This window comes from Clostridium sp. BJN0013, from assembly GCF_040939125.1.
Taxonomy (GTDB): domain Bacteria; phylum Bacillota; class Clostridia; order Clostridiales; family Clostridiaceae; genus Clostridium_B.
In genome coordinates, this window is sequence record NZ_CP162495.1 from 3,365,361 (window position 1) to 3,391,069 (window position 25,709).

The following is a 25,709-nucleotide window of genomic DNA, read 5'->3' on the forward strand; positions in this document are numbered from 1 at the left end:
CTATATACATATTATATGAAATGATTAAAAGGACAGTTTTAACAAAGAAGGTAGGAGACATTTTCATGAATCATAAAAAAAATCTATTATATCTTCAATAACTTTAGGCTTAGTAGCTTTACTTTGGGGAACAAGCTATGCAATTATAAAGGATATACTAAGTGATATAAGACCATTTACATTAATGAGTTTAAGATTTGGTATTTCTACAATTTTTTTATGTGTCATATTTCCAACCAAACTGAAAAGCATAAGAAAAAAAGACATGTTACATGGGAGTATAATTGGTATATTTCTTTTTTTAGCATTTTTGAATTTAGTTACAGGCATATTTTACACTACTGCATCAAAACAATCCTTTTTGGTGGGAGCCTATGTACTTATAGTTCCTTTTTTAGGATGGATAGTATATAAAAAACCACCAAATATTCACTCCGTTTTTGGTGCAGTACTTGCAGTATTGGGCATAGGATTACTTACATTGAACGGCTCTTTTTATATTAATAAAGGAGACTTGATCTCCATATTGTGTTCACTCTCCTTTGCCTGTCATATGATTGCCATTGAGTATTTCAACAAAGATTCAGATCCAATTGTATCAACTATAATACAGTTTTTAGTTACCTCCATTTTATTTATTATACTTACAGGAATTTTTGAATCTTTTACCATACACTTAAGTCCAAAGGTATTAAAATCAATAGCTTATTTAACAATCTTTACAACAGTAATACCTTTTGTAGTTCAAAATATTGCCCAAAAGTATATATCCTCTACAAGTACCGCCCTTATATTAACTCTAGAATCAGCATTTGGAGGAATATTTGCAGTAATTCTTTTAAATGAAATTTTAAGTTTTCAGATGTTAATAGGATGCGTTCTTATTTTTGCTGGAATTGTTATACAAACTACTAAATTAGCTTTTCTTAAAAAGATAAGAGTCTTTTGTAAAAACTAGACTAAGTGAAATGAAAATAGCAAATATGACCGTGCCTTAAGATATTTCTTCTTTTTAGCACGGATATTTGTTCTAATTGGGACAGCAATTATTCGCTTAATATTTTCTTTGCTGCATCGTCGTCAACATCAGTCATAAACTTGATTCCCGTTTCTAATTCTGTTTCTCTATTTGCAGCAAATATGTCATTTCTTGATATTTCAGAAATATTGAATTTTCTAACTCCTGCCATTAATTGTTGAAGCCCTGCTTTTAGCTTATCTGCAAGAGTCCAAAATGCTATTGCACCTAATGGGATATTCTTCATATAATCTGCTCCAACTTTTTCTTTTACATCAAAATATCCAGCAAATATTTCTTCTGGTGAAGAACCAAATTCATCAACAATATGCTTGGGAAGTGCATTCCAGTTTCCATTTCTTAATTCTTTTCTGTCAGGATATAATACACCTTCAATATTAGCACCTAAGAATGCAGGAATCATTAATGCTCTACCCATACAGACAAGTTTTGTAAATGGTGCACCTAGTGATAATGCCTTAAATATATGATCTTCTCTTGCAAGACCACCGGCAAATGCCATATCAACAACATCATATCCTTTATCCTTTAATATTTTTGCATACTCATAAGCTTTAGAGTGTAGGAATATTGAAGGTATTCCCCAAGATTCCATCATGTTCCAGGGACTCATACCTGTTCCGCCGCCAGAACCGTCAATAGTTAATAAATCAAGCTTAGCTTCAGTAGCATATTTAATAGCCATAGCCAATGCTTCCATTCCATAAGAACCTGTCTTTAAAGTAATTCTCTTATATCCTAAATTTCTTAAGTACTCTATAGATTTCATGAAATCTTCTTTTACATCTGAAGCAGAATTTAAGTTTGTATATCCTAATCTACTATGTCTTGCAAAGGTTTTAATTGCACCAGCTTTGTAGGCTTCCTGCACTTCTGGCTTTGTTGGATCTGGATCTACAATGTACCCTCTATTTTTTAAGAAAATAGCATAATCTAATGAATCAACCTGTATTTCTCCACCTATATTTTTAGCACCTTGTCCCCATTTTAACTCTATAATTACATCATCACCATATTTATTAATTACATATTCCGCTACACCATTTCTTGTATCTTCTACATTCATCTGGATAATTATAGCTCCATATCCATTATGATGACTTAAGTATTGCTTTATTCTTCTATCCAATTCAGGTGCCTTTATGATTTTACCCTTTTCGATAACAGCATCTTTATCAACACCAACAACATTTTCACCAACAACTATAGGAATCCCGACTAAGGCCGCACCTATTGCAAAAGACTCCCAATATTTTTGTGCAATAAATGTTGACCCCAAAGCTCCTGTCATTATTGGCAGCTTGGATTTTGTTTTAACAGCTTTCCCAAACTCTAATTCAACGTTTACATTTGGAAAAATGCAGTCGTCAGCATCACATGTTAAATTGGATGGCATACCATTTGCACCATAATTATATCCTTGAACTCTTAGATTATTATAGCATACACCAACATGATTTATATTTGAACTTCCAGCGGTAACTGTACCAAAATCTCTTGGATAGAGTAATTTTCTCCCTTTCATACTTGACATCCATGTTTCACATTTCCCCTGGCAGTCCGCTCTACATAGAGTACAAAGACCTGATTCCGCAGGATTCCCCCTATTTACAGTACTTAAAACATCATTATTTTTTAGATATTGAGACATTTTTATACCTCCTACTTAAATAATTTTAATATATCTCGAATAATTAAATATAAATATATAAAACAGTTTATATAACTGTTTTATGATAAATTGATAAAGTGACATAGAAGATTTAATTATATAGCGGCAAGTTTAGATTAGAAAGTTATACCCCTTCCACTTTTGTTATTACACTATATATCTTCAATATGCCATTTCTTTAAATAATAGCTAATATATATATCTTATGCTATATTTTTTAATACAAATGTTAGTATAACATTAAAATATAAGTTATAAAAGTATTTTTAACAAAATTTTTATTATGCTGCATTATTTATGTAAAAATTTGCAATAGAAAAATCTGCACATAAAGTAGTGCAGATTTTTAAGTTTACATATAGCTGGATAGTATTCAATTTACTTATTTTTTAAAGCATTCTTAAATAATAAAACAATCATTGTCTTTGTATACAACTGCAGCACCACTGTCAAAGGAAGCGGGGTAATCATATATCAATAGATGACTTAATGAATTCAATAATATTATTTATTTACTTTTAACAGTTCAACTTTCAATAAAATCCATCAATTCCTTATTGAACTTATCACGCTGATCGTAGAATAGTCCATGTCTACTGTATGCAAAAGGTATAAGTATAGAACTTTTAATGCCCTTTTGTTGTGCTTCTGCCAGAGGAAATAAACAAACCTTATCATGAATGCCATGGAGAATCAAGGTAGGAACCGTTATTTTTTTCATATCGGAAAATAACTCCTCCTCACCCAGCCATGTCTTTGCTACAGCTGCAGTAGCCCAGCCTGCCCCCTGAAGCCCTAGCTGAAAAAACCAATCTGAAAAGGGCTTGGTAACATACTTGAAAAAAAACATATCACCAAATCCCATCAGCATTTTAGGACGGTCATTATATGTTTCTTTAATTATTTCCTCTACGGTTTGTTTTGTTAAACCATAGGGAAAATATGGCCTTCTGATGAGACTAGGCACAGCAGCTGCAAAAAGAGCAAGCTTTGCCACTCCATATTCATTATGTCTTGCCATATACCTAACAGCTATTGCCCCTCCTGTAGAATGACCTCCTAGAGTAAAATCTTTTAATTTAAGTGCTTCTACCACATTTCGGACATCATCTGATAATCTATCATAGTCATACCCTGTAAAAGGCCTATCCGATTGCCCAAAACCTCTTTGATCCACGCCAATACACCTATATCCTCTTTTGGGAAGTTCATCAAACTGATATTCAAATAGATCATGACTTCCAGGCCATCCATGGAGAAATAAAATAGTGTGCTTTCCCTTTGGATTAAGATCTTCTACATAAACTTTCACATTTGACTCTACTTTAATATAATATCCCATAAAATACCCTTCTATAATAAACTATTTCCATTAACCAGTTTATTATTTAAAATATAAAATAGAACAAATTGATACTTTACATTTTAAGTTTATTGAGTTTTATATATGCTCTCCAGTGCATTGATATTATGTGTAAGAGTTTCTTCATAACTAAAATCCCCATTGTAAATTTGAAGCTTTACAGCAGATATATTATATTTTTTCAATAATACTTCATTATTTTTAACAGCGGAGTCATCATTATAAAGAATTATCAAATTACCACTATTTGATTTCTGTTGTAGATTTTCCCGCTGTGATGAACTCAATGTAATTATATTATTTTCTCCCAACCCCACGTCCACCAGTTTTAAATTGTTATATTTCACAAAATAATTCAACTCATCTTCAACTATGATGAACTCATAATTACTTAGTTCATTATCCACTGATTTCAGCTTTTCTTTATAGGTTTCTAACACTTTTAAAGTTTCAGAAAAGTTTTTTTCATAAAAATCTCTATTTCTAGGATCCTTATCTTGAACTGCATTTCTTATATTCATAAGAGCTGTCATATAATTGTCGATGTTAGTAAAATAATAGGGATTATCCTTTAATGTGGTATCATTATATTTTACTATTTTATTATAGGATAATAATCCTACACCTCTTGAAACATTTATAACACCAACTTTATTTTTATCCAATTTGTCTACAAAAGCATCTATCCATGGTTCAAAACTTGCTCCCATATAAAAAAATAAGTCTTTTTTGGATATGTTATTTATACTATCCTCAGTAAATCTAAAATTTATCTCACTTTCTCTATTATTAAACATATATTCTACTATATGCCTATCCTTTACTATGGATTTCACCATATTGTATAAAAGTTTATCTGTAGCCATTATATTTAATTGAACATCTTTTCTTACTTCTAATTTATTAGTATAAGTTGAATCTTTATAATCTTTCTTATCTCCACAGGCAGTAAAAAATACTATGAAAGAAAGCATAACCAAAGTTAATATTTTCCTCAATTCTCTCGCCTCCATATGTAAAATAATACATAACTATCACATTATGTTTATACTTACTATATACTAATTCATAACACATATATTTTACATAATGTAATTTAACAATGCAAACACTGATCTATTTTATTTTTTACATATACTTAAAATATAATAGTTTATCAGTTCATTTTATTGTGTTAAAATTAGGTATAAAGCATAAATATAAGGTGTTTTTGAAATAATTAATAAATTTTTCTTTGAAAATGTACAACCACTATTAAAGGGAGGTTTAGCCATGAAAATTAGTATGGATAAAACCATAAGAGCTATGTCAATAGCATTAGACCTAGCCCAAACAAGCTCTAAATGCAGTAATTGGGATCACAATGTCGTAATTGAAGATATAACTAATGTAAATTATTCAGACCATAGATTTATGCATCATTCATTACGAACTACCTATATAGCATTAGAAATTTCCAATCAATTGAATTTAAATGAAGAAAGTAAAAAACAAGTCTATATATCAGCCCTACTACATGATATAGGCGCTGCGAATTGTCTCTGTGAAAGTCATTCTGCCAATTCATTTATAAAAAATCATTGTGAAACTGGTACTAATATAACTAAATCTTTTCCTTATTTTTGTGATTTATCAAATATAATATTATATCATCATGAAAATTTTGACGGCAGTGGTGCTATGAATTTAGAAAAAGATAATATTCCAATAGAAAGTCAAATAATAAGAATAGCTGATTTGATAGAGATACTATATGATGAAAATGTATCAAACTTTAGACAAAGAGATAGAATTATAAAATGGGTTAAAGATAATTGCAATAAAATATTCTCTGAAAAAATTGTAACTGCTTTTTTAAAAAATGCTTCCAGAGATATTTTCTGGCTTAATATTGAAAATATCTCTTTTGCTGAATTTATATTAGATAAAATTCAACCTGAATTAAATATATTTATGGATATAAGAGAATTTGAACAAATATCTGAAATATTTGCAAATATAATAGATAATAAAAGCAAATTTACTGCAATTCACTCTAAAGGCATAGCAAACCTGGCCTATACAGTTTCAAAATTCCGGGGATATACAGATGAAAAATGTTGTGAAATGAAAATTGCAGGATTATTACATGATATTGGGAAACTGGCTATTCCTCTTAATATACTTGATAAAAATGGCCCTTTAACTTCAAAGAAATTTGATATAATAAAATCTCATGCTTATTACACTAAGATTATCTTAGATAAAATAGAGGATATACCTAATATAAGCGAATGGGCATCCAATCATCATGAAAAATTAAATGGGCAAGGATATCCTCGAGGTTTAAAAGCAAACAAACTCTCCGAAGAATCTCGAATCATGGCAGTATGTGATATATATCAAGCACTTACAGAAAACAGACCCATATCGCAAAGGATTGAATATGGAGAATGTATTTAATATAATGGATGAGATGGTATCCGGTGGTTTTATATGTGACGTTGCACTAGGATATTTAAAACGAACCATATATTCTTTAAATTCTTCTAGACAATATACTACAGCTGCCAATACCATGAAAGTATAGTTTAATTTTATGCTTTAGACAAAATATTTCGAGGTGAATTAATGTGCAATTTACTTTAAACAGTGTTGAAGACACTATAGAACTAGGTGAAAAATTAGGTAATCTATTGAATCCTGGTGATATAATTTGTCTTACTGGTGACTTAGGTACAGGAAAAACCTATTTTACCAAAGGAATAGCCAAAGGACTTGGCATAAAGGGCCCTATAACAAGTCCTACTTTTACAATAGTAAATGAATACAAAGGAAGACTAAAACTCCACCATTTTGATGTATATAGAGTTAACGATATAGATGAATTGCTCTCCCTAGGATTTGAGGAGTATATTTATAGTGATGCTGTAAATATTATAGAATGGGCCAATTATATTGATGAACTAATACCTGAGGAACATATATACATAAATATCTATAAATTACCCGAAGAAAATCTCAATTGGAGAAAAATAACAATAAAATACCATGGCAGCAGATATAATTATATAAAGGAGTTAAAATAATAATATGAAAATACTGAGTTTAGATTCTTCTACTGAATCAGCAACTTGTGCTGTATTAGACGATTATAAATTATTAGGCGAAATTACTTTAAACTGTAAAAAACAACATTCAACAATTCTTATGCCTTCAATAGATATACTTTTAAAAAATTTAAATATAGATATTAATTCTCTGGATGGTTTTGTAGTGTCTAAAGGTCCCGGTTCTTTTACCGGTCTTAGAATTGGGGCATCTGTTATTAAAGGACTAAGCCAGGGTACCGGTAAACCCTTTGTGGGGGTTTCTTCTCTAGATGCTCTGGCATACAACTTATGCTATACTTCAGGTATTATATGCCCTATATTGGATGCATTAAGAGAAAATGTATATACTGCGCTCTATAGATTTGTCCATAACAAATTGGATATTATAACTGATTATATGGCTATATCCATTAATGATTTAATTGAACTTGTAAATCAACACCACCAGCCTGTATGCTTTATAGGAGATGCTGTTCCAAAATTCAAGAATACATTAATTTCAAAAATAGAAAATCTCAGCTTTGCCCCTATAAATTTAAACGTGGTAAGGGCTTCTTCATTGGGTGAATTAGGTTTACATCTACTAAACTCGGGTATAGAAGATAGCATATACGATTTTGCTCCTTTTTACTTAAGGAAGTCACAGGCTGAAAGAGAATACGAAAAAAAATTGGAGTCCTGTAAAAATGAATGACATAGAAATATCTTCTTTAAAATTAGAACATATTGATAGAATCCTTTTGATAGATAATTTATGTTTTCCCACACCCTGGAGCCGGGAATCCTTTAATAAAGAAATTGAAGGCAATACTCTGGCAAGATATATTATAGCTAAAAAATCCAAAACCATTATCGGTTATGCCGGTATGTGGATCATATTAGACGAAGGACATATAACCACTATAGCCGTTCACCCAAAATACAGAGGAATAGGTGCAGGAAATCTGCTCCTTGAATCCCTGGTAGAGATATGTAAAATTGAATCTATAAATAATATGACCTTAGAAGTTAGAAAATCCAATATAGTAGCCCAGAATCTTTATAAAAAGTATGGATTTGTAGAATCCGGTATAAGAAGATCCTATTATGCAGATAACAAAGAAGATGCCATAATAATGTGGAAATATTATATTTAAAATACAAGGCTGTTTTTATACCTTTTACCTTAATGCTACAATTAGATAATATACCAACTTCTCAAGGAAGGGTACGCACCTGCATGAGTTCCTCTAAGGTGCAAATAGGAAAAATAATTCCTTATGAACAAACTTCACCTAAACCTCTGAATCACTTGATTATAAAAACAGCCTTATGGATTTTTAAATATTCAATTATCTTATTTAATTATAATTCTATTATAATTTTTCTTACCTCTCCTTATAAGCAATTCTCCATTTTTAAAATGATCTCTTGTAACCTTTAGCTCTGAATCTGTTACCTTTTCACCATTTATAGTAAGCCCATTTTGCTTTATAAGTCTTCTTGCTTCACTTTTTGATGGTAATAAGTGATTATCAACCAATAATTCAACTATAGAACACCCTAAACTACTTTCACCTAATTCTATGGTTGGTACATTATTTAGATTTTCTCCTCCAGAGAATAAAGCCTCTGCAGCTTCTTTAGCCTTTTGTGCCTCTTCCTTCCCGTGTATAATTTTAGTAACCTCATACGCAAGCACTTTTTTAGCCTCATTTATTTTTTCTCCTGAAAGAGAGGATAGTCTCTTTACCTCATCCATAGGAAGAAAAGTTAAAAGCAACAGACATTTTTCCACATCTGCATCATCTACATTTCTCCAGTACTGGTAGAAATTATACGGGGATGTTTTTTTCTTATCCAGCCATATAGCTCCTCCTTCAGTTTTTCCCATCTTCTTGCCGTCACTCTTGGTTAAAAGTGTAAAAGTCATTCCGAAAGCAGGTTTTCTCTCCTTTTTTCTAATCAGATTTACCCCTGCTATTATATTTGCCCACTGGTCATCTCCTCCCATTTGTAATGTACATCCGTATCTTCTATTTAATTCTAAAAAGTCATACCCTTGCATTAACATATAATTAAATTCAAGAAAAGTTAATCCTTTTTCCATTCTTTGTTTAAAACATTCTGCTGTAAGCATCTTATTCACAGAAAAATGTACTCCTATTTCTCTCAGAAAGTTAACATAATTTAAATTCATAAGCCAATCTGCATTATTTGCCATTATAGCTTTTTCATCTTCAAAATCTATAAACTTAGAAAACTGTTTTTTAAAACAATCAGCATTGTGCCGTATCTGTTCTTGTGATAACATCTTTCTCATATCAGTCTTTCCTGTGGGGTCACCAATCATTGCAGTACCTCCCCCAAGCAAAGCTATAGGTCTATGTCCTGCTTTTTGCATATAAGACATAACCATCATCTGCAGGAAATGTCCTATATGCAAGCTATCTGCTGTAGGATCAAATCCTATATAAAATGTTACCTTTTCCTTCCCTAACAATTCTCTTACTTCATCTTCATGAGTAATTTGTTTTATGTAACCACGTTCTAATAATATGTCATAAACGTTAGCCAACTTGTATCCCTACCTTTCAATAACTAGCACAGTTGTTATAAGTTATAGTATATATTTAAACCTTCTTTTTATCAACCTATAATTGCCTTTACTAAAATTACATATGAAGCAAAATTTTAAGACTGGAAAGGTTTCCAGTCTTAAATATATAAAATCACCATTATTTTCTAATTGATACTATAATTAACTATGTCAGCATTAATTATGCTGCCACATACTTCATAATAAATTGAGGCATTTTTCCTTCATCCTCATTTACACTTATATAAAAATCCACATTATATTCCTCTGCTAATTTTTCAATATTATAAAATAAGTGTGACACATTTTCAAGATTTTCATCTATAATATTGAGTAATCCATCTACAAAAATTGTATCAATATCATAATCTTTTGAAAGTATGCCACACAAAAAACCATAAAAGCTTTCCATTTTTCTTAATTTGAAATCACTTGTCACTATAAACCTGATTTCCCTGTTCAATTGACACATAGGTCCTTTATCATCATCTATATATACAACATGCCCCCTTCCTATCATTGCCTTTTCATTGGCCAAATTAATCAATTCTTTAGTCTTTCCTGAACCTCTTTTGCTGCAGAATACATTAATCATTTTTACCACCCCTTTAATTTATATACTTAGGTGCCATTCTCATAATCAAATTATATTTAAATTATATAATGTTCAGAATATTTTTTCAACATATAAATCAGAAATTCTTTTTAAAAAAGCATTACATATTTTTACATTTTTCTCATAGAATAAACTTCCCCTATTTGAATTTCTTGATTCCAGGATAAATGATTTTAAAATCATTATTTTTTATAGAATTTATAAATTTAACTGTATTTTTATTTTTAAATGCCTTTTTCATCTTATTGAATCCCCCTGAAGCTTTTATAAGTCTTTTTTTTGTATCTAATGCAATTATTTTTTCATATATCCACATATTTCTTCTTGCATAGCTAAATTCATTTTTATTTTTCTTATGTGCCAAAATACCTGGACCTGTGACTACTATACTATTAAGATCTATAATAACCTCTATACCTCTATAAAAATCAGAATAATCTCTATATATTATTGCATCTCTTATTCCTTCATTCACAAATTCCAAAGGATAAGATTTTGCAGTCACAATTTTTCTTATCATATCTTCTGTTTTATCCATTATTGATATAAGGTCACCTTGAATTATACTCACTGGATTCAAATTATTATTAACCTTATTAATTATTTTTATCATATTATGGGGTATATATACATTATTGTTCTTAGAAAAAATTAATAGTCCTCCTAAAGTAGCCATATATTTTCCTGAATCCTTATCCATATATACTATTGAAGCACTTTCCATTAATTCTAATCTATTTTCATCTGTCACATTTATTCCTTGAGATGAAAAATATTTATTTACCAGTTTACTATCCAGGCAATTCAAATTACTACGGGGTATGGGACACAACTCTATACTTATGCTAAGATTTTCTTCAAGTGCAGAAACTATTTCTTGCTTGCGCATAGTATCATTTGTAGATCCCCTTCTTATGTAAAAAGATCCATTATCCCTCATTTGATAAGGTTTCTGAGGACCATCATATATAATTATAATAGCTATTTTTTTACCCTCATATTTTAAAATTTCCAAGGAAATCGGTATAGGAGGATCTATTCTAGAACTTATTATCTGCTGTATTTTTTCTTCATCAAAGTTTGCTTCACCTATGCCAAATATTTTTTTGGTCTTATCTTCAATTCCTATTATAAGATAGCCTCTTCCCCCTCTGGAATTAGCTATGGCACATACATCTTTAGCTAACTCTTTCTTTCCACTATCGTTATCTATATTTATACACTGCTTAAAGTCTAATTTAGGTCCTTCTATTTTTTTTAATAAATTAAGAAATTTCTTAGTATCCATAAAAATAACCTCAATATTTATTTTATATGTATGTATACTTTTAATTATACTCTATAAAAGTTAATTTAATTATACTCTATAAAAGTTAATTTAATTATGATCTATTGTTATTATTTAATAGATTTTTCATGATATTTTAATTTACATATGTAAAAAATAAGCCTATTTACTTTACTTATTATCCATTTTCAAAACATATTATTATGTAAATTTGGATATTCCACTTCATCCAGCTATATCAAGTTATTGCGAAAAACAATATTTTTCTAAAACATTGTTTTTTTATTAGAATATGGTATAATTAGCATAGAGTTTTACTCTAACTATAAACATTTTTTATATAATGTTAGGTCAAATTTTTTCAAGGTACTATATTCTCCTTAATCCTGGAGGTAGATTATCAAGAATAAAATTAGTCCTAGGTTTAAGGAGGTTTTTTTATGACAGACAAAACAATTGTATGCAAAGATTGTGGAAAAGAATTCATATTTACAGAAGGAGAGCAGCAGTTCTACAAAGAAAAAGGATTTGAAAATGATCCTGTAAGATGTATAGACTGCAGAAGAAAAAGAAAAGCTGAAAAGAATAGAATAAGACCTAGATAATAATCTTAGGAGGGAATCTATCCCTCCTAGTTATGTTTATGAACAAATTTCGTCTGAATCTAAGAATCATTTGATTTTTACATTGCTAAATTTTTCTTTTTAATATCTTACTTAAAGGAAGTGCTATAGCTATACCTACCAAGCTTTGAGCTATATTTCCTGGAATTTCTGCAGTAGATAACACAAATGCTTTAACTAAATCTATATTAGCTATAAAATGCATCATTAACGCACCTGCCACATAATATGCTAGTATCATCCAAATACATGCTATAATAAATGCGAATACATTATTTCCAAATTTTTCTCCATTATTTCCCTTTCTATAAGCAATGGCAGCAGCAATCCATGCCATGATTCCTTTTATAAAAAAGGTAAAGGGAGCCCAAATAGCATAGGGTGAAAGAACGTCAAATAAACACATTCCCACCGCAGCTGAAAAAAATCCCTTCCTTTTTCCTAGCAATATGGCTCCTAAGAGTACCATACTATCCCCAAGATGTACAACCCCTTTAAACATACCCCCCGTAGGTATATTAATTATAGCTGTAAAAATATAAACTATTGCAGCCATAAGTGATACTTGAACCATATCCCTCACTTTCAAATTGTTAAGTACTAATTTTTTTTGTTCTATCAAAATATAGTGCCTCCTTTTTATAGATTAATACTATTATATTTTTTTTCGCAAAAAAATCAAATGTACCCATACAATTTTTAAAATCAATTTTTATTTTAATAACTTTATAGATTAAAGGTAATACTATACTATATAACACTTCAGATATATTTAAATAACTCTCCATCAGACAGTTACTTTAAAATACATCTGAATTATAGGATAACCAAATACTAAACTATTAAGGAGACTTAATATGATATTTTTTAAATGGCTCTGCAGCCTTATACTAATATTCCTATTTGTAGGTATAATACTCAAAGTAGGAGCTATATTTATAGATATCCTACTTTTAATATGTACCTTCATTTTTATGATAGATATATTATTTATAAAAAAAAAGGAGCTCTAACTGTAAAATACACTTTTTTCATTTAAAATATTTTCATTATACTTTCCTTTTTGCTAATGATATAATTTATTCTGTGCATAAGGGAGGTATATTTTTATGTATCAAGTAATTCTTAGTTTCATGATTTTTCCCTGTAATAATAAATACGATTTATTGACAGATTATTTGTATGCAAGTAATATGTAAGTAAGGACGATTATATTTATGGAAGGATGATTAGAATGAGTAAGATTTTAGGCAATACTCTTCCTGCTGAAGTTATAGATCTATTTAATAAAGAACTAACTACAGCTATAATATCAACAGTTACAGAAGAGGGTTTCCCTCATGCTATGCCTGTACATTTAATGTTTGCACCAAATCATTCAACTATTAGACTGGCTTTGATGAGAATACATAAAACTGTAGCAAACATTAAAAATAATTCAAAGGCATTTATAACAATTTTAGAAGGACATGATATAGCGCTTGGAATAAAAGGAAGTGCTAAAGTAATAAGAGAACCTATGAACAATAATTCCGCTATGTGTATGGTTGAATTTAAAGTAGAAGAGATAAAAAGTGATACAACCCCTACAGTAATAGTTGTAGAAGGTATTCGTAATGTTCATAGAACTGAAAAGACTAAACCTTTCTTTAGAGGAATGTTTGACGAATTATATAAAGGTTAAAATTTAGTTATAGAGAAACACTGAGTATTAATAAAATTAGATAATACTTAGTGTTTTTTAATTGTATTTTAAAGTATTTAAAATTTATCTGGGTAAGTGATTCTCAGATTCAGATAAAGTTTACTATGCTGAAAAAAACATTGTAAGTTGACATTAACATATAATAAAGTTAAAATCAGTGATGAAACTAATAAAAGAAGGAGCGAAAAGGTAGTGGCAGACTTAAAAAAAGAGATAGAAAAAAGAAGAACATTTGCAATAATATCTCATCCTGATGCAGGTAAAACAACTCTTACTGAAAAATTACTATTATATGGAGGTGCCATAAGACTTGCAGGTTCAGTTAAGGCCAGGAGAGCATCCAAACATGCAGTATCCGATTGGATGGATATAGAAAAACAAAGAGGCATTTCTGTAACTTCATCAGTAATGCAGTTCAATTATAATAATTATTGTATAAATATATTAGATACACCAGGTCACCAAGACTTTAGTGAAGATACATATAGAACTTTAATGGCAGCAGATAGTGCTGTTATGGTAATAGATGGAGCAAAAGGAGTAGAATCACAAACAAAAAAACTTTTTAATGTGTGCAGCTTAAGAGGAATTCCCATATTTACATTTATAAATAAAATGGATAGAGAAAGTAAAGATCCTTTTGAATTAATGGAAGATTTAGAAGATGTATTAGGAATAAAATCTTATCCTATGAACTGGCCTATAGGATCTGGAAAAGATTTCAAAGGCGTATATGATAGAAAAAAAAGTTTGATAGAAATATTTAATGGGGGTAATCATGGTCAAACTGCAGTAGAATCCATGGAAGGTAATGTAGAAGACAGTATATTTAAAGACTTACTTGGAGAAAATTTGCACCAAAAGCTCCAAGAGGATATAGAACTTTTAGATATAGCTGGGGACCAATTTGATTTGGATAAAGTCAGAACAGGTTATCTTACACCTGTATTTTTTGGTAGTGCCCTTACTAATTTTGGAGTAGAACCTTTTTTAGAAGAATTTTTAAACTTGACTACATCTCCTCTGCCAAGAAAATCAGATGCTGGAGAAATCGATCCTTTTGATCCTAAATTTTCAGCTTTTGTATTTAAAATACAAGCCAATATGAATCCATCTCATAGAGATAGGATTGCATTTATGAGAATATGTTCTGGTAAATTTAAAAAAGGAATGGAAGTATATCACATGCAGGGGGGAAATAAAGTCAAACTTTCTCAACCCCAACAATTTCTAGCCCAGGATAGAGAAATTATTGAAGAAGCCTATGCAGGGGATATAATAGGCGTATTCGATCCAGGTATTTATAGTATAGGAGATAGTTTATGTTCTCCAAATAAAAAGTTTAAATTTGAAAGTATTCCTGCCTTTGCCCCTGAACATTTTGCAAGAGTCAAAACTGTAGATACCATGCGAAGAAAACAATTCATAAAAGGTATTAGTGAAATCTCTCAGGAAGGTGCCATTCAGGTATTTAAAGAGCTTCATATAGGTATTGAAGAAATTATCATAGGAGTAGTTGGTATACTTCAACTAGAAGTATTGGAATATAGAATGAAAAATGAATACAATACAGATATAAAAATAGACATATTGCCTTATAAGTTTATAAGATGGATAGAACATTCCGATATAAATTTGAAAAATCTAATTTTAACAAGCGATACTAAAAAAGTAATGGATTTAAAAGGTAGAAATATTTTGATATTTCAAAGCGAATGGTCCATTAGCTGGGCTTTAGAGCATAATAAAAATATAAAATTATCTGATATAGGCATAATGGAATAAAAAATTATTTTATACTCTCATCTAATAACCTTAAAAATTATCTTTTTATAATACTGCAATTTGTAATTTAAAATAAATATCAAACTTTTAAATACACAATAAATATTAAATATTATTTTTAAAACTACTTTTAGTATAAAATATTCACATTTTATATATAAATCACATATTATGAATTGCAGTTATAAAGAATCATTCCATAAATACGCTTTTTTACTTCACTAAATCTCTCTATAATCACCATATCTTTATTATTCCTTGAAAATAGATACTTATAGATTATTTTAATTCATAGAAGTAATAAAACAAAAAGGAGGTTAATACTATGACATCAAGGGATACTAATTACAATATACCTCTAATTGGAGATTATGCCCCAGAGTTTAAAGCAAAGACTACTCAGGGAGATATTATTTTCCCAGAAGATTTTAAAGGTAAGTGGGTGATTTTATTTTCTCATCCTGCAGATTTCACGCCCGTTTGTACAACTGAATTTATGACCCTTTCAACTATGATTAAGGAATTTAAAGATTTGAATACGGAATTAATAGGCCTTTCTGTAGACTCACTATACTCACATATAGCTTGGATTAGAAAAATTCAAGAACTGGAATATAAAAATATGAAAGATGTAGAGGTTACATTTCCTTTAATTGAAGACACCAGAATGGAAATATCACATAAATATGGAATGATCCAGCTAGGTCAATCAAGTACCCAGACAGTAAGATCTGTATTTATCATAGATACTGAATCAAAAATAAGATGTATACTTCATTATCCATTTTCCACAGGTAGAAACTTTTACGAAATTAAACGTATAATTTTAGCTCTTCAAAAAACTGATATAGAGGGCGTTGCTACTCCTGCAGATTGGAAACCAGGTGATGATGTTATTCTTCCCACTCCAAATTCTTATGATACTGCAAAAAGGAGAATAGAAAATCAAAATGAAGATACCTATTGTCTAGATTGGTTTATATGTTTTAAACGAGAAAAAAAATAATATTTTACATTGCGTAATTCCTATCTATTTTAAAACAGATAGGAATTATTAATTAATTATATTTTTAAGTATAATTTTCAATATAAATAAATTTTTTTTTAAAATAAAGGCTAAATTTTCTTTAAGTATATTTAGAAATATTAAAACAATACGATAAATTAACTAGAGTTTTATGAATTATTAATGCAATTAATTGTAATGAGGTGAAGTACGTGTTATGGAAGAAAAAGTTATTACAACTTAATGAATTGAAACCGGGAATGATATTAGCAAGTGATATAATTTTTGAAAATAAGGTTCTTCTGGGCAAAAATATGCCTATTACGGAATCATCTTTAACTCAGCTAAAACGTAATTATATTGTAGATAAAGTAGAGGTCTATCTAGAAGATAACTCTGTTGAACCTTTACATTTTAAAATAAAACCTATAGAAGAAGTGGAAAATACTTTCAATGAATTTTCTTCTAATTTAGAAGAGATATTTGACAAAATATCTCATTTAAAAGTTAACGAAATAGATGAGATAAGAGTTTTCTCAAAAAAAATACAAGAGGAATTTAACTCAACAGGTATAGTTATTAGGAATATAATCTTTTATGGCAGCGGAAAAAATAATATTTACAGACATAGTGTAAATGTAGCAGCTATTAGTTTTATATTGGGTAAATGGTTGGGACTTAATGAAAGAGAAATAAACCTTTTAACCTATTCTGCTGTGCTACATGATTTTGGCAAAATGAAACTAGATAAAGAAATATTAAATAAAGAAACCGAACTTACCTCTGAAGAGTATAAGATCTTTAAGACTCACCCCGTCATAGGTTATAATTTTGTTAAAGAAATACCTTATTTAGATAGTTCTGTATCAAAAGGTATATTGATGCATCACGAGCGAATAAATGGTTCTGGATATCCATTGGGTATTAAAGGAGATAAAATTCATAAATTTGCTAAAATAATAGCTATTGCAGATCTATTTGATAGAGTAAATTCTAATACCTACTCCAAAAAGATTAATGGTCCTTTTGAAGCATTAAAAGTTATTCAAGAAGAAAGTTTCGAAAAATTTGATCACGCATATTGTAGTATGTTTTTAAATCATGTAATAAATTACTTTATGGGAGAAAACGTTATGTTAAATAATAAACATCGTTGTAAAGTTATTCAAGTTCATATAAACGATTTGACAAAGCCTCTTTTACTTGGAGAAAATGGATTTCTTGACTTAAAAAAAGAAAAAGATTTATATGTTACCAAACTTACTATAGATAATAAATAGAGTTAAAGAATACATTTATCTTTAACTCTATATTTTTATCTAATAATGTGATTTACTGAAATTTTAAACTTATATCCAATGCTTTTACAGAGTGAGTAAGACTACCCATAGATATTATATCCACTCCAGTAGATGCAATATCTGCTACGTTGTTCTCATTCACATTTCCCGAAGCCTCCAAAATAACCCTTTTATCTACAAATTCCACTGCTTTTTTCATATGCTCTATATCCATATTGTCTAACATAATTACATCCACTTTTGCACTAAGCGCTTCCTTAAGCTGATCAAAGTTTTCTACTTCCACTTCAATTTTAGTAGTAAAAGGAATTTTGCTTTTTATTCTTTCTACTGCTTCTTTTATAGACCCTGCTGCCTTAATATGATTGTCTTTAATCATTACAAAATCCGATAAATTCATCCTATGATTATATCCCCCTCCCATTCTCACAGAATACTTATCTAAAAGTCTGAATCCAGGCAAGGTTTTTCTGGTATCTACTATTTTAACATCATAATCTTTTACAATTTGAACTATGTTAAAAGTTTTAGTAGCAATGCCACACATTCTCTGAAATATATTCAAGGCAACTCTTTCACCCTTTAGTATACTATTGGAACTACCTTCTATGTAGGCTATATTATCTCCACTTTTTACCTCATGTCCATCTTTTAGACATTTTTTAAATACTATATTACTATCTAAGATTTTAAATACCCTCTCTGCTACCTCAATACCAGCTATAATTCCCTGCTCTTTTGCAATAAACTTTCCCTTTGAAATCTCCCCACCCTGGAATAAATTATCTGTAGTCACATCTCCATAATTTATATCTTCTATAAGCCCATTTCTAATTAACTTATCAATTATCAAATAATTCAAATTATATCACCTCAAATTTGCTGTACTAGACTACGTTCAGAATATTCTTCTACATAATTACTCCCTATAGAAGCCTTGCTATTTAAAATTGATGTAATAATAACACCTGATACTTGATACATGTTATAAACTTCCATAGAATATATATCACTAAGATTATAATTCTCAATTTTACATAAAGCATCATTTATATAATTTGAAACCTTTTTAAGCTTATCTACACTTCTAATTATACCTGCAGTATCTTCCATCAAATTTTTTAAATTTTCTCTCAATAAGAAAAAATCATTATCAACGCACTCAGTTTTTAAGCCATTCAATGAACTTTTTCTATCTATTTCATATATATCTTTATAATTTAAATCCTTATCATAGTTCATTTTACAGGAGATATCCTCTGCAGCTCTTTTTCCAAAAACCAATGCTTCCATAAGAGAATTACTGGCCAGTCGATTAGCTCCATGGACTCCTGTACAGGCACATTCTCCTACTGCATAAAAACCTTCAATATTAGTCCTCCCATACAAGTCTACTTTTATTCCTCCCATAAAATAATGTTCTGCAGGAGTTACAGGAATATAGTCCTTATTCATTTCTATTCCTTTACTTTTACACTCAGAATAAATGGTATTAAATCTATTTTTTAGAAAATCCTTATCATACATGGTCACATCCAGGTAAACATAATCGGATTTAGTTTTATCCATTTGATCTTTAATAGCCCTTGCTACAATATCTCTAGGTGCCAATTCCATCCTGTTATCATACTCACCCATAAATCTTTCCTCATTTATGTTTCTAAGCACAGCTCCTTCCCCTCTTACTGCTTCTGATATTAAAAATAACTTATCTTTAACATCTTTAGAATAAAAAGCCGTTGGATGAAACTGTATATACTCCATATTGTCCAAATTTACACCTGCTCTAAATGCCATGGCAATGCCATCTCCTGTAAGTACGTCTACATTTGTAGTCTTGGAAAATAATTGTCCAATTCCTCCTGATGCCATTACACAAAATTTAGTCTTAAAATAAAGAAATTTGTTATTATAATAAGCAGTTATACCTTTATACTTTTCTTCACTATCAACTATATCCATAGCAAAAATATCAGTTATAACAGTTATATTTGAAGAATCTTTAACATGCTTTATAAGTATATCCATTATTCCTTTTCCTGTAGAATCTCCATTTACATGAAGTATTCTCGGTAAAGAATGATTTCCCTCTAGGGATCTATAGAAATTTCCCAAAGAATCTTTATCAAAATCTACTCCCAGTTCTATTAAACTGTCAATTGCCTCTTGTGACTCATTTATAAGCACATTAACCGCATCTAAATTGTTTACATAGCATCCCGCATTTATGGTATCTTTTACATGAAGCTCCCTATTATCATTTTTTATACTGGCAGCAATTCCTCCCTGAGCTAAATAAGAATCACAATCATGCATATCTTTTTTACTTAAAATTACTATTTTTAAATCCTGTGGTAACATTAATGCTGTATATAATCCTGCTATTCCTGCTCCAATTATGGCTACATCAAAATTTTCATTAATAACAAACTCTTCATTATAATCAACTAGATATCTTTTCAATTTATATCCCTACCTTATATAATATAAATTTATTCAATACTTATCATTTTTTCAAGAGAACCTAAAGCCTTTATTCTTGTGTCTTCTGGAACAAAAACTTCGTATTGCATATTCATTAAAGAATTATACACGTCCACAAGCCTTGTCATCTTCATATTTTCACATACAAGTCTTGGACTAAGTAAATAAAATTGTTTTTCAGGATTATCCTTCTTCATCTTGTGTAATACACCTATCTCAGTACCTATAACAAATTCTTTACTATCAGAATTTTTTGCATAATTGATTATAGCGGAAGTACTTCCCACAAAATCTGCATTTTCCCTTATTTCCTCAGAAACCTCAGGATGTACCAGCATTTCAGCTTCCGGATGTTCTTCTTGTGCTTTGATAACATCCTCTACAGTTATCCTTGCATGAGTAATACAATGTCCTGCCCAAGGTATAATCTCCTTGTCAGGAACCTGTTCTGCTACATATCCTGCCAAGTTTTCATCTGGCACAAATAATACTTGATTGGATTTTGAACTTTGCACTACCTTAACTGCATTGGAAGAAGTACAACTCACATCGCTTACTGCCTTAACCTCTGCCGAAGAATTTACATAGCATATAACTTCCGCTTCCGGATATTTTTTCTTTTCTACTTCTAGTTGTTCCTTAGTTATAGAATCTGCTAAAGGGCATCCCGCATATTTTGAAGGAAGCAAAACCATTTTATCCGGAGATAAAATTTTTGCACTTTCTGCCATAAATTTTACCCCACAGAAAACTATAACTTTATTAGTAGTTTGTGCTGCTGCCCTACTAAGTGCAAGAGAATCCCCCACAATATCTGCTACGTCTTGAACTTTTGGCAGCTGATAATTATGTGCCAATATACAGGCATCTCTTTCTATTTTTAGTCTATTTATTTCATTTACCAAAAATAAGTCATCCATTGTTTACACCTCTGAATCCATATTTTATACATATAATTAAGTAGTTAACCCTTAAAATAATTAAATATTTTAATTATAAGATTTACCGTTCTTCTGTATATACATCAGTATATACTATTTTTCCTTTTTTAACAATACATACAATGAACATAAAAATAATAATATTATTATCCCATCTATTTTGATATGTATACTGAAAAATTGTTCTTAATTTGATTAAGTAAATTATCAATAATTTGTCCACATTATCCACAATAACTAACTTTTAAACAAATAAAAATAAGTACCTGAAGATAAAGGTACTTATTTTTTAATATATACAATAATTTTTGGATTAGGTATTGTTCTAAAATTATACCATACTTTTGTAACATTTTCCATATACTTTAAAATTATGTCTATTTTTTTAATAATTGAGTCTATTTTTAAGTAATTTTGTAAAAAATAATAGGTGATTTTTAACATCTCATCCTATTGCTGAAATGAGTTTTCTATAACAAAATTAAATGGCTATTATTTATTTTTTCTTTTATATGTTATATTTCTTTTTAAAATTTCAAGGGCGTCAAAATACTTTGTAGATTTGACATGTGGAAATGCCTTAATAAGCCTTGTATAAAATCTATTACTTTTCTTTATAAGATTTGTGTATCTTTTCTTAAGCTCAATTGTTTCTTTCGAAAAATTTTCATATCTTTTCTTAAATTCAATAGCTTCCTCGGATATATCTTCACCTAATGCATCTGATTTTTCCTTTATTTTAGTACCTATTTCTTGAATCTTTTCTAATATTATATTAAGTTTTAGTATAATGTTAACTGAAGTTATTAAATCAATAATAAATAAAATTATAATAATTACAACACAAATCTGTATTAAAAGATATGGAATTAGATCAACAATACTTGAAATAACAGGATGAAAAATTTTAATAAGAAAAATACAGGCAATACCCCATGCAAGTGAAAACTTTAAACATATATAACCTTTAATATTAAAGGGCACATTGGAATAATCCCACCATTTATTATAAAATACTTTCTCAAGTATAAGCCCTGTTATGTACTCAAGTAATGAAGTTGCAAAAACAGAACCTACAAATAATAAAAATAAATTATTTTTAAAAGGATCAAAACAAACTACAATTATGATAGCTCCAAAACCATATATAGGACAAATAGGCCCATTAAAAAATCCTCTATTTATAAATCTTCCTGTATTAACAGCTGTATAAACTACTTCAAGGCACCATCCCAAAAATCCATATATAGCAATATAAAATACTATCTCATATAATGAAAACCCTAAAACCATTAAGTTCTGCATAAATACTCCTTTAAATATATAATCCTAAAATATACAACCTAAAATATACTATAGAAAAATTAATATTATCTATAGTATATTTTAGATTAATTTTTATAGATTATACGCACTTTCAAATCCTGTTTCCATAGCATTTCGTATTCTTCCAGGCTTTTTTGCATCTCCTATTACCCTTACTGTATAGAAGTTTGACTTTATTTCATCTATAAGCTCTTTATTAGGATTTGTCCCTAATGATATGATTATATAATTAAAATTATATTCTTTTATTTCTCCATAAAGAAGCATTTCAAATACAGCTGCATTATTTTTTATGCTGATTAATTTATGCTTTGTAATCATTTTTACATTATGATCTTTTAACCTTCCCTGAATATCTGTTAAATTTTGAAAAAACACATCAGGACCTATAGTATCTCCCATCTCAAATACGGTTACATCATTATCTTTCGATGCTAAAAATTCTGCAGTTTCAAGGCCTGTCATTCCAGAACCTATTACTGCTACTTTTTTATTATAAATTTCTGTTTTGCCGGACAATATATCTACAATAGTAAATACATTTTTCCCATGGATACCACTTATCGACTCTGGTACTATAGGACTTGAGCCTTCTGCCACAAATACTGCATAAGGATTTAATTGTTTAATTTCATCAATAGTAGGGGCCTTATTAAGCCTTATTTCCACTCCCAGCTTATGGACTTGTAGTTGCAAATAATTTATAAGCCATGATATTTTTGCTTTCTTAGGAGGCTTATTTGCCAAATTAAGTTGGCCCCCTATTTTATCTGATTTTTCAAATATTATAGGCTTAAATTTCCTCATAGCAAGTACTCTTGCAGCTTCAAGTCCTGATGGACCTGCTCCTAATATTATTACAACTCTTCCATCTCCATTTTTTTTCATATTGCAATATTGAAATTCTTTTCCTGCCTGAATATTTATACTACACTCTACAGGATTACCGGTGGCTACTCCACTAAATAAGGTTTCTATACAATGAAGGCAGGATATACATAATCTGGATTCATAAGCGCGATTTTCTCTTGCTTTATTAGACCACTCCGGATCTGCAAAATGAAGTCTTGCTGAACCTACAAAATCTGTACGGCCTTCTCCTATTATTTTATCTGCATAAGCTGCTTCTCTAATTACCGCTGCTGATATTACAGGAATATTAATTGATTTTTTTATTTCTTCTGCAAGGTATAACTTCCATCCTTGTGGAAAGGATATAGGTTCCCAGGATACATTCATGGTCTCATAAATACCAGCACTTACATCTATTGCATTAACCCCTATTTTCTCTAGATGTTTTGCAATCTTAATTCCATCTTTCAGAAGTATTCCATCTTCAACGCCGTTAGTTCTCAAAAATTCATCTACGGACAACCTTGCTATAACCGGATAATCTTGTCCACATTTTTCCCTTATTCCTATAACTATTTCTTCGATAAATCTCATTCTATTTTCAAAACTTCCACCGTATTTATCAGTTCTTTTATTTGTATAAGGACTTAAAAATTGATTAATCAAATATCCATGAGCGCCGTGTATTTCAACCCCGTCAATACCAGCTGCTTTAACTCTACAGGCTGCATTTATAAAATCCTGTACTAATCCCTCTGCTTCTTTTGTAGTCATTTCTCTAGTTTCCTGATGTACCACATTACACTGTATTTCACTTGGTGCCATCATCGGCTTGTTACCGTTTACTTCACAAAAGCCCTGTCTTCCCGGATGGTGAAGCTGAATAAATATTTTACCGCCATTTTCATGTACATTATCAGCCAGTTTTTTAAGTCCAGGTATATATTTATCATGAGCCGCAGATAATTGTTGTCTGTCAGCTACTCCATTTTCATCATTTACTCTTGTTACCTCTGTAATTATAAGCCCAATGCCACCTTTTGCCCTTTCAGCATAAAAAGCAATTATCTCGTCTGACACAGTAGCATCTTTATTATTTAAACAATTTTCCATAGGAGTCATTACTATTCTGTTTTTTAATTCTAAACTACCAATTTTACCTTTGGAAAATAAGTTTTTATATATACTTTGTTCCTCAGAATTTTGCATATCTTTCATTATGTTTTTTACTATATCTTGAATTTTATTCATATAAAAATCATCCATAAAATTATCTCCTTTATTAATTAAGTAATTTAACTAAAAAAATATTCTAACTAATCACATTTTACTATTTTGTCAAGTTCCTGTCTATGTATACATTTTTACATAAACAGTTCTTAAATGCCTATTACGCAATTAGTATTGAAACAAACTTATTTTCTTTAATTATATCACACTAAGTTTTTCTGTTAAATGTACAACTTTTATTATAAAAAAAATAAAAATTGTACATTTATAACCAAATTAAAAAAATGAAATACTATTTTAGCTAAAACAAGAATACTAATAAATAAAGAGTATATTTATTGAAGGGATTTTATGAAAAAAAATAATTTTTATAAGTTTCGATCTAATAAACACTTAAGATCTAAAATAATCACAATAATAATTATAATTATTTTAATAGGTGCTATAATAACGTTTTTTCCCCATTTTTTTAGAAATACTTATGTAGTAACTATTGCAAGTAAACAAATAAAAAATCAGGATAAAAAAGATATAAGATACATGATATATACACAAATGGAAGATGGTACCATTAGAGCCTTTCAAAATAATAACAGCATACTAGAATTTAAATTTAACTCTGAGGATCTATATAGAGGCCTAAGAATCAATAGAAAATATGAAATCAAAACTTATGGATTTAGAATAATACCTCTAGCATCTTATGAAAATATTATAACAGCTAAACAAATCAAGTAAATCCTAGAAAAAAGACGCCAAAACTAGCGTCTTTTTTCTTTGTCTAATCATTTAATACTTAAATACATAT

The 25,709-nt window shown here is 29.5% G+C and carries 22 protein-coding genes and 1 pseudogene; 11 read left to right on the forward strand and 12 right to left on the reverse strand.

Translation table 11 applies throughout. The annotated features are described in order from the left end of the window. Window positions 1-97 precede the first annotated feature (97 nt). Window positions 98-958, forward strand: coding sequence for a DMT family transporter (locus tag AB3K27_RS17465; protein WP_368491272.1), 861 nt, complete (start codon window positions 98-100; stop codon window positions 956-958). Window positions 959-1,046: 88 nt separating this feature from the next. On the opposite strand, the gene AB3K27_RS17470 is transcribed toward AB3K27_RS17465, so the two are convergent. The 3 genes from AB3K27_RS17470 to AB3K27_RS17480 form a co-directional block, all read right to left on the reverse strand. After that, on the reverse strand, window positions 1,047-2,690 hold the full coding sequence (locus AB3K27_RS17470) for a glutamate synthase-related protein (protein ID WP_368488630.1): 1,644 nt from the start codon (window positions 2,688-2,690) through the stop codon (window positions 1,047-1,049). 547 nt (window positions 2,691-3,237) lie between these two features. Next, a complete protein-coding gene (locus tag AB3K27_RS17475) occupies window positions 3,238-4,053 on the reverse strand; it encodes an alpha/beta fold hydrolase (RefSeq protein WP_368488631.1) in 816 nt (271 codons plus the stop codon). A gap of 89 nt (window positions 4,054-4,142) precedes the next feature. Continuing rightward, on the reverse strand, window positions 4,143-5,072 hold the full coding sequence (locus AB3K27_RS17480; RefSeq protein WP_368488632.1) for a metal ABC transporter substrate-binding protein: 930 nt from the start codon (window positions 5,070-5,072) through the stop codon (window positions 4,143-4,145). Between the two features lie 274 nt (window positions 5,073-5,346). Here AB3K27_RS17480 and AB3K27_RS17485 point away from each other — a divergent pair. From AB3K27_RS17485 to rimI, 4 genes and pseudogenes are all read left to right on the forward strand, one after another. Further along, window positions 5,347-6,643: pseudogene (locus AB3K27_RS17485) on the forward strand (HD-GYP domain-containing protein). A 43-nt stretch (window positions 6,644-6,686) separates the two neighbouring features. Then, window positions 6,687-7,142 carry a tRNA (adenosine(37)-N6)-threonylcarbamoyltransferase complex ATPase subunit type 1 TsaE gene (gene tsaE, locus AB3K27_RS17490; protein ID WP_368488633.1) on the forward strand — a complete coding sequence of 152 codons (456 nt, stop codon included), beginning with the start codon at window positions 6,687-6,689 and terminating at the stop codon, window positions 7,140-7,142. Window positions 7,143-7,146: 4 nt separating this feature from the next. Next, a complete protein-coding gene (gene tsaB / locus AB3K27_RS17495; RefSeq protein WP_368488634.1) occupies window positions 7,147-7,860 on the forward strand; it encodes a tRNA (adenosine(37)-N6)-threonylcarbamoyltransferase complex dimerization subunit type 1 TsaB in 714 nt (237 codons plus the stop codon). Further along, window positions 7,853-8,302 (forward strand): ribosomal protein S18-alanine N-acetyltransferase, encoded by a 450-nt coding sequence (gene rimI, locus AB3K27_RS17500; protein ID WP_368488635.1) that lies wholly within the window; start codon window positions 7,853-7,855, stop codon window positions 8,300-8,302. Before tsaB ends, rimI begins: the two co-directional genes overlap by 8 nt. A 200-nt stretch (window positions 8,303-8,502) precedes the next feature. Here the strand turns inward: rimI and tyrS are convergent, their stop codons facing one another. The 3 genes from tyrS to AB3K27_RS17515 form a co-directional block, all read right to left on the reverse strand. Further along, window positions 8,503-9,723 (reverse strand): tyrosine--tRNA ligase, encoded by a 1,221-nt coding sequence (gene tyrS / locus AB3K27_RS17505; protein WP_368488636.1) that lies wholly within the window; start codon window positions 9,721-9,723, stop codon window positions 8,503-8,505. 202 nt (window positions 9,724-9,925) lie between these two features. Then, entirely contained in the window at window positions 9,926-10,339 is a 414-nt protein-coding gene (locus tag AB3K27_RS17510; protein ID WP_333859383.1) for a hypothetical protein, read from the reverse strand. 160 nt (window positions 10,340-10,499) lie between these two features. Further along, window positions 10,500-11,648 carry a helix-turn-helix domain-containing protein gene (locus tag AB3K27_RS17515; RefSeq protein ID WP_368488637.1) on the reverse strand — a complete coding sequence of 383 codons (1,149 nt, stop codon included), beginning with the start codon at window positions 11,646-11,648 and terminating at the stop codon, window positions 10,500-10,502. Between the two features lie 440 nt (window positions 11,649-12,088). On the opposite strand from AB3K27_RS17515, the gene AB3K27_RS17520 reads away from it, so the two are divergent. Further along, the gene (locus AB3K27_RS17520) at window positions 12,089-12,253 is read left to right on the forward strand and encodes a zinc-ribbon domain-containing protein (protein WP_368488638.1); all 165 of its coding nucleotides are present in this window, start codon (window positions 12,089-12,091) and stop codon (window positions 12,251-12,253) included. A gap of 85 nt (window positions 12,254-12,338) precedes the next feature. Here AB3K27_RS17520 and AB3K27_RS17525 read toward each other — a convergent pair whose 3' ends face one another. Next, window positions 12,339-12,890 carry an ECF transporter S component gene (locus AB3K27_RS17525; RefSeq protein ID WP_368491273.1) on the reverse strand — a complete coding sequence of 184 codons (552 nt, stop codon included), beginning with the start codon at window positions 12,888-12,890 and terminating at the stop codon, window positions 12,339-12,341. A 615-nt stretch (window positions 12,891-13,505) separates the two neighbouring features. Here AB3K27_RS17525 and AB3K27_RS17530 point away from each other — a divergent pair. From AB3K27_RS17530 to AB3K27_RS17545, 4 genes are all read left to right on the forward strand, one after another. Further along, entirely contained in the window at window positions 13,506-13,955 is a 450-nt protein-coding gene (locus AB3K27_RS17530) for a pyridoxamine 5'-phosphate oxidase family protein (protein ID WP_368488639.1), read from the forward strand. Between the two features lie 213 nt (window positions 13,956-14,168). Continuing rightward, window positions 14,169-15,761 (forward strand): peptide chain release factor 3, encoded by a 1,593-nt coding sequence (locus tag AB3K27_RS17535; RefSeq protein WP_368488640.1) that lies wholly within the window; start codon window positions 14,169-14,171, stop codon window positions 15,759-15,761. A gap of 325 nt (window positions 15,762-16,086) precedes the next feature. Continuing rightward, the gene (locus tag AB3K27_RS17540) at window positions 16,087-16,767 is read left to right on the forward strand and encodes a peroxiredoxin (RefSeq protein ID WP_368488641.1); all 681 of its coding nucleotides are present in this window, start codon (window positions 16,087-16,089) and stop codon (window positions 16,765-16,767) included. 212 nt (window positions 16,768-16,979) lie between these two features. Continuing rightward, the gene (locus AB3K27_RS17545; RefSeq protein ID WP_368488642.1) at window positions 16,980-18,047 is read left to right on the forward strand and encodes an HD-GYP domain-containing protein; all 1,068 of its coding nucleotides are present in this window, start codon (window positions 16,980-16,982) and stop codon (window positions 18,045-18,047) included. Between the two features lie 52 nt (window positions 18,048-18,099). On the opposite strand, the gene nadC is transcribed toward AB3K27_RS17545, so the two are convergent. The 5 genes from nadC to AB3K27_RS17570 form a co-directional block, all read right to left on the reverse strand. Beyond that, window positions 18,100-18,930, reverse strand: coding sequence for a carboxylating nicotinate-nucleotide diphosphorylase (gene nadC / locus AB3K27_RS17550; protein WP_368488643.1), 831 nt, complete (start codon window positions 18,928-18,930; stop codon window positions 18,100-18,102). A gap of 11 nt (window positions 18,931-18,941) precedes the next feature. After that, window positions 18,942-20,531: an L-aspartate oxidase gene (nadB, locus tag AB3K27_RS17555; RefSeq protein WP_368488644.1), complete on the reverse strand. Its 1,590-nt coding sequence runs from the start codon at window positions 20,529-20,531 to the stop codon at window positions 18,942-18,944. Window positions 20,532-20,560: 29 nt separating this feature from the next. Beyond that, a complete protein-coding gene (gene nadA / locus AB3K27_RS17560; RefSeq protein ID WP_368488645.1) occupies window positions 20,561-21,472 on the reverse strand; it encodes a quinolinate synthase NadA in 912 nt (303 codons plus the stop codon). A 513-nt stretch (window positions 21,473-21,985) separates the two neighbouring features. After that, window positions 21,986-22,798: a putative ABC transporter permease gene (locus AB3K27_RS17565; RefSeq protein WP_368488646.1), complete on the reverse strand. Its 813-nt coding sequence runs from the start codon at window positions 22,796-22,798 to the stop codon at window positions 21,986-21,988. A gap of 93 nt (window positions 22,799-22,891) precedes the next feature. Continuing rightward, window positions 22,892-24,937, reverse strand: coding sequence for an FAD-dependent oxidoreductase (locus AB3K27_RS17570; RefSeq protein ID WP_368488647.1), 2,046 nt, complete (start codon window positions 24,935-24,937; stop codon window positions 22,892-22,894). A gap of 315 nt (window positions 24,938-25,252) precedes the next feature. Between AB3K27_RS17570 and AB3K27_RS17575 the strand changes: the two genes are divergently transcribed. Beyond that, on the forward strand, window positions 25,253-25,639 hold the full coding sequence (locus tag AB3K27_RS17575) for a DUF1523 family protein (RefSeq protein ID WP_368488648.1): 387 nt from the start codon (window positions 25,253-25,255) through the stop codon (window positions 25,637-25,639). Window positions 25,640-25,709: the final 70 nt, after the last annotated feature.

What these genes read in the sequence shown, in the direction of transcription:
- AB3K27_RS17575 (WP_368488648.1), top strand. Translation starts at nt 25,253, where the DNA reads ATGAAAAAAAATAATTTTTATAAGTTTCGATCTAATAAACACTTAAGA.
- AB3K27_RS17565 (WP_368488646.1), bottom strand. Translation starts at nt 22,798, where the DNA reads ATGCAGAACTTAATGGTTTTAGGGTTTTCATTATATGAGATAGTATTT.
- nadA (WP_368488645.1), bottom strand. Translation starts at nt 21,472, where the DNA reads ATGGATGACTTATTTTTGGTAAATGAAATAAATAGACTAAAAATAGAA.
- AB3K27_RS17570 (WP_368488647.1), bottom strand. Translation starts at nt 24,937, where the DNA reads ATGGATGATTTTTATATGAATAAAATTCAAGATATAGTAAAAAACATA.
- AB3K27_RS17520 (WP_368488638.1), top strand. Translation starts at nt 12,089, where the DNA reads ATGACAGACAAAACAATTGTATGCAAAGATTGTGGAAAAGAATTCATA.
- AB3K27_RS17510 (WP_333859383.1), bottom strand. Translation starts at nt 10,339, where the DNA reads ATGATTAATGTATTCTGCAGCAAAAGAGGTTCAGGAAAGACTAAAGAA.
- AB3K27_RS17540 (WP_368488641.1), top strand. Translation starts at nt 16,087, where the DNA reads ATGACATCAAGGGATACTAATTACAATATACCTCTAATTGGAGATTAT.
- AB3K27_RS17470 (WP_368488630.1), bottom strand. Translation starts at nt 2,690, where the DNA reads ATGTCTCAATATCTAAAAAATAATGATGTTTTAAGTACTGTAAATAGG.
- tsaB (WP_368488634.1), top strand. Translation starts at nt 7,147, where the DNA reads ATGAAAATACTGAGTTTAGATTCTTCTACTGAATCAGCAACTTGTGCT.
- AB3K27_RS17475 (WP_368488631.1), bottom strand. Translation starts at nt 4,053, where the DNA reads ATGGGATATTATATTAAAGTAGAGTCAAATGTGAAAGTTTATGTAGAA.
- AB3K27_RS17515 (WP_368488637.1), bottom strand. Translation starts at nt 11,648, where the DNA reads ATGGATACTAAGAAATTTCTTAATTTATTAAAAAAAATAGAAGGACCT.
- AB3K27_RS17530 (WP_368488639.1), top strand. Translation starts at nt 13,506, where the DNA reads ATGAGTAAGATTTTAGGCAATACTCTTCCTGCTGAAGTTATAGATCTA.
- rimI (WP_368488635.1), top strand. Translation starts at nt 7,853, where the DNA reads ATGAATGACATAGAAATATCTTCTTTAAAATTAGAACATATTGATAGA.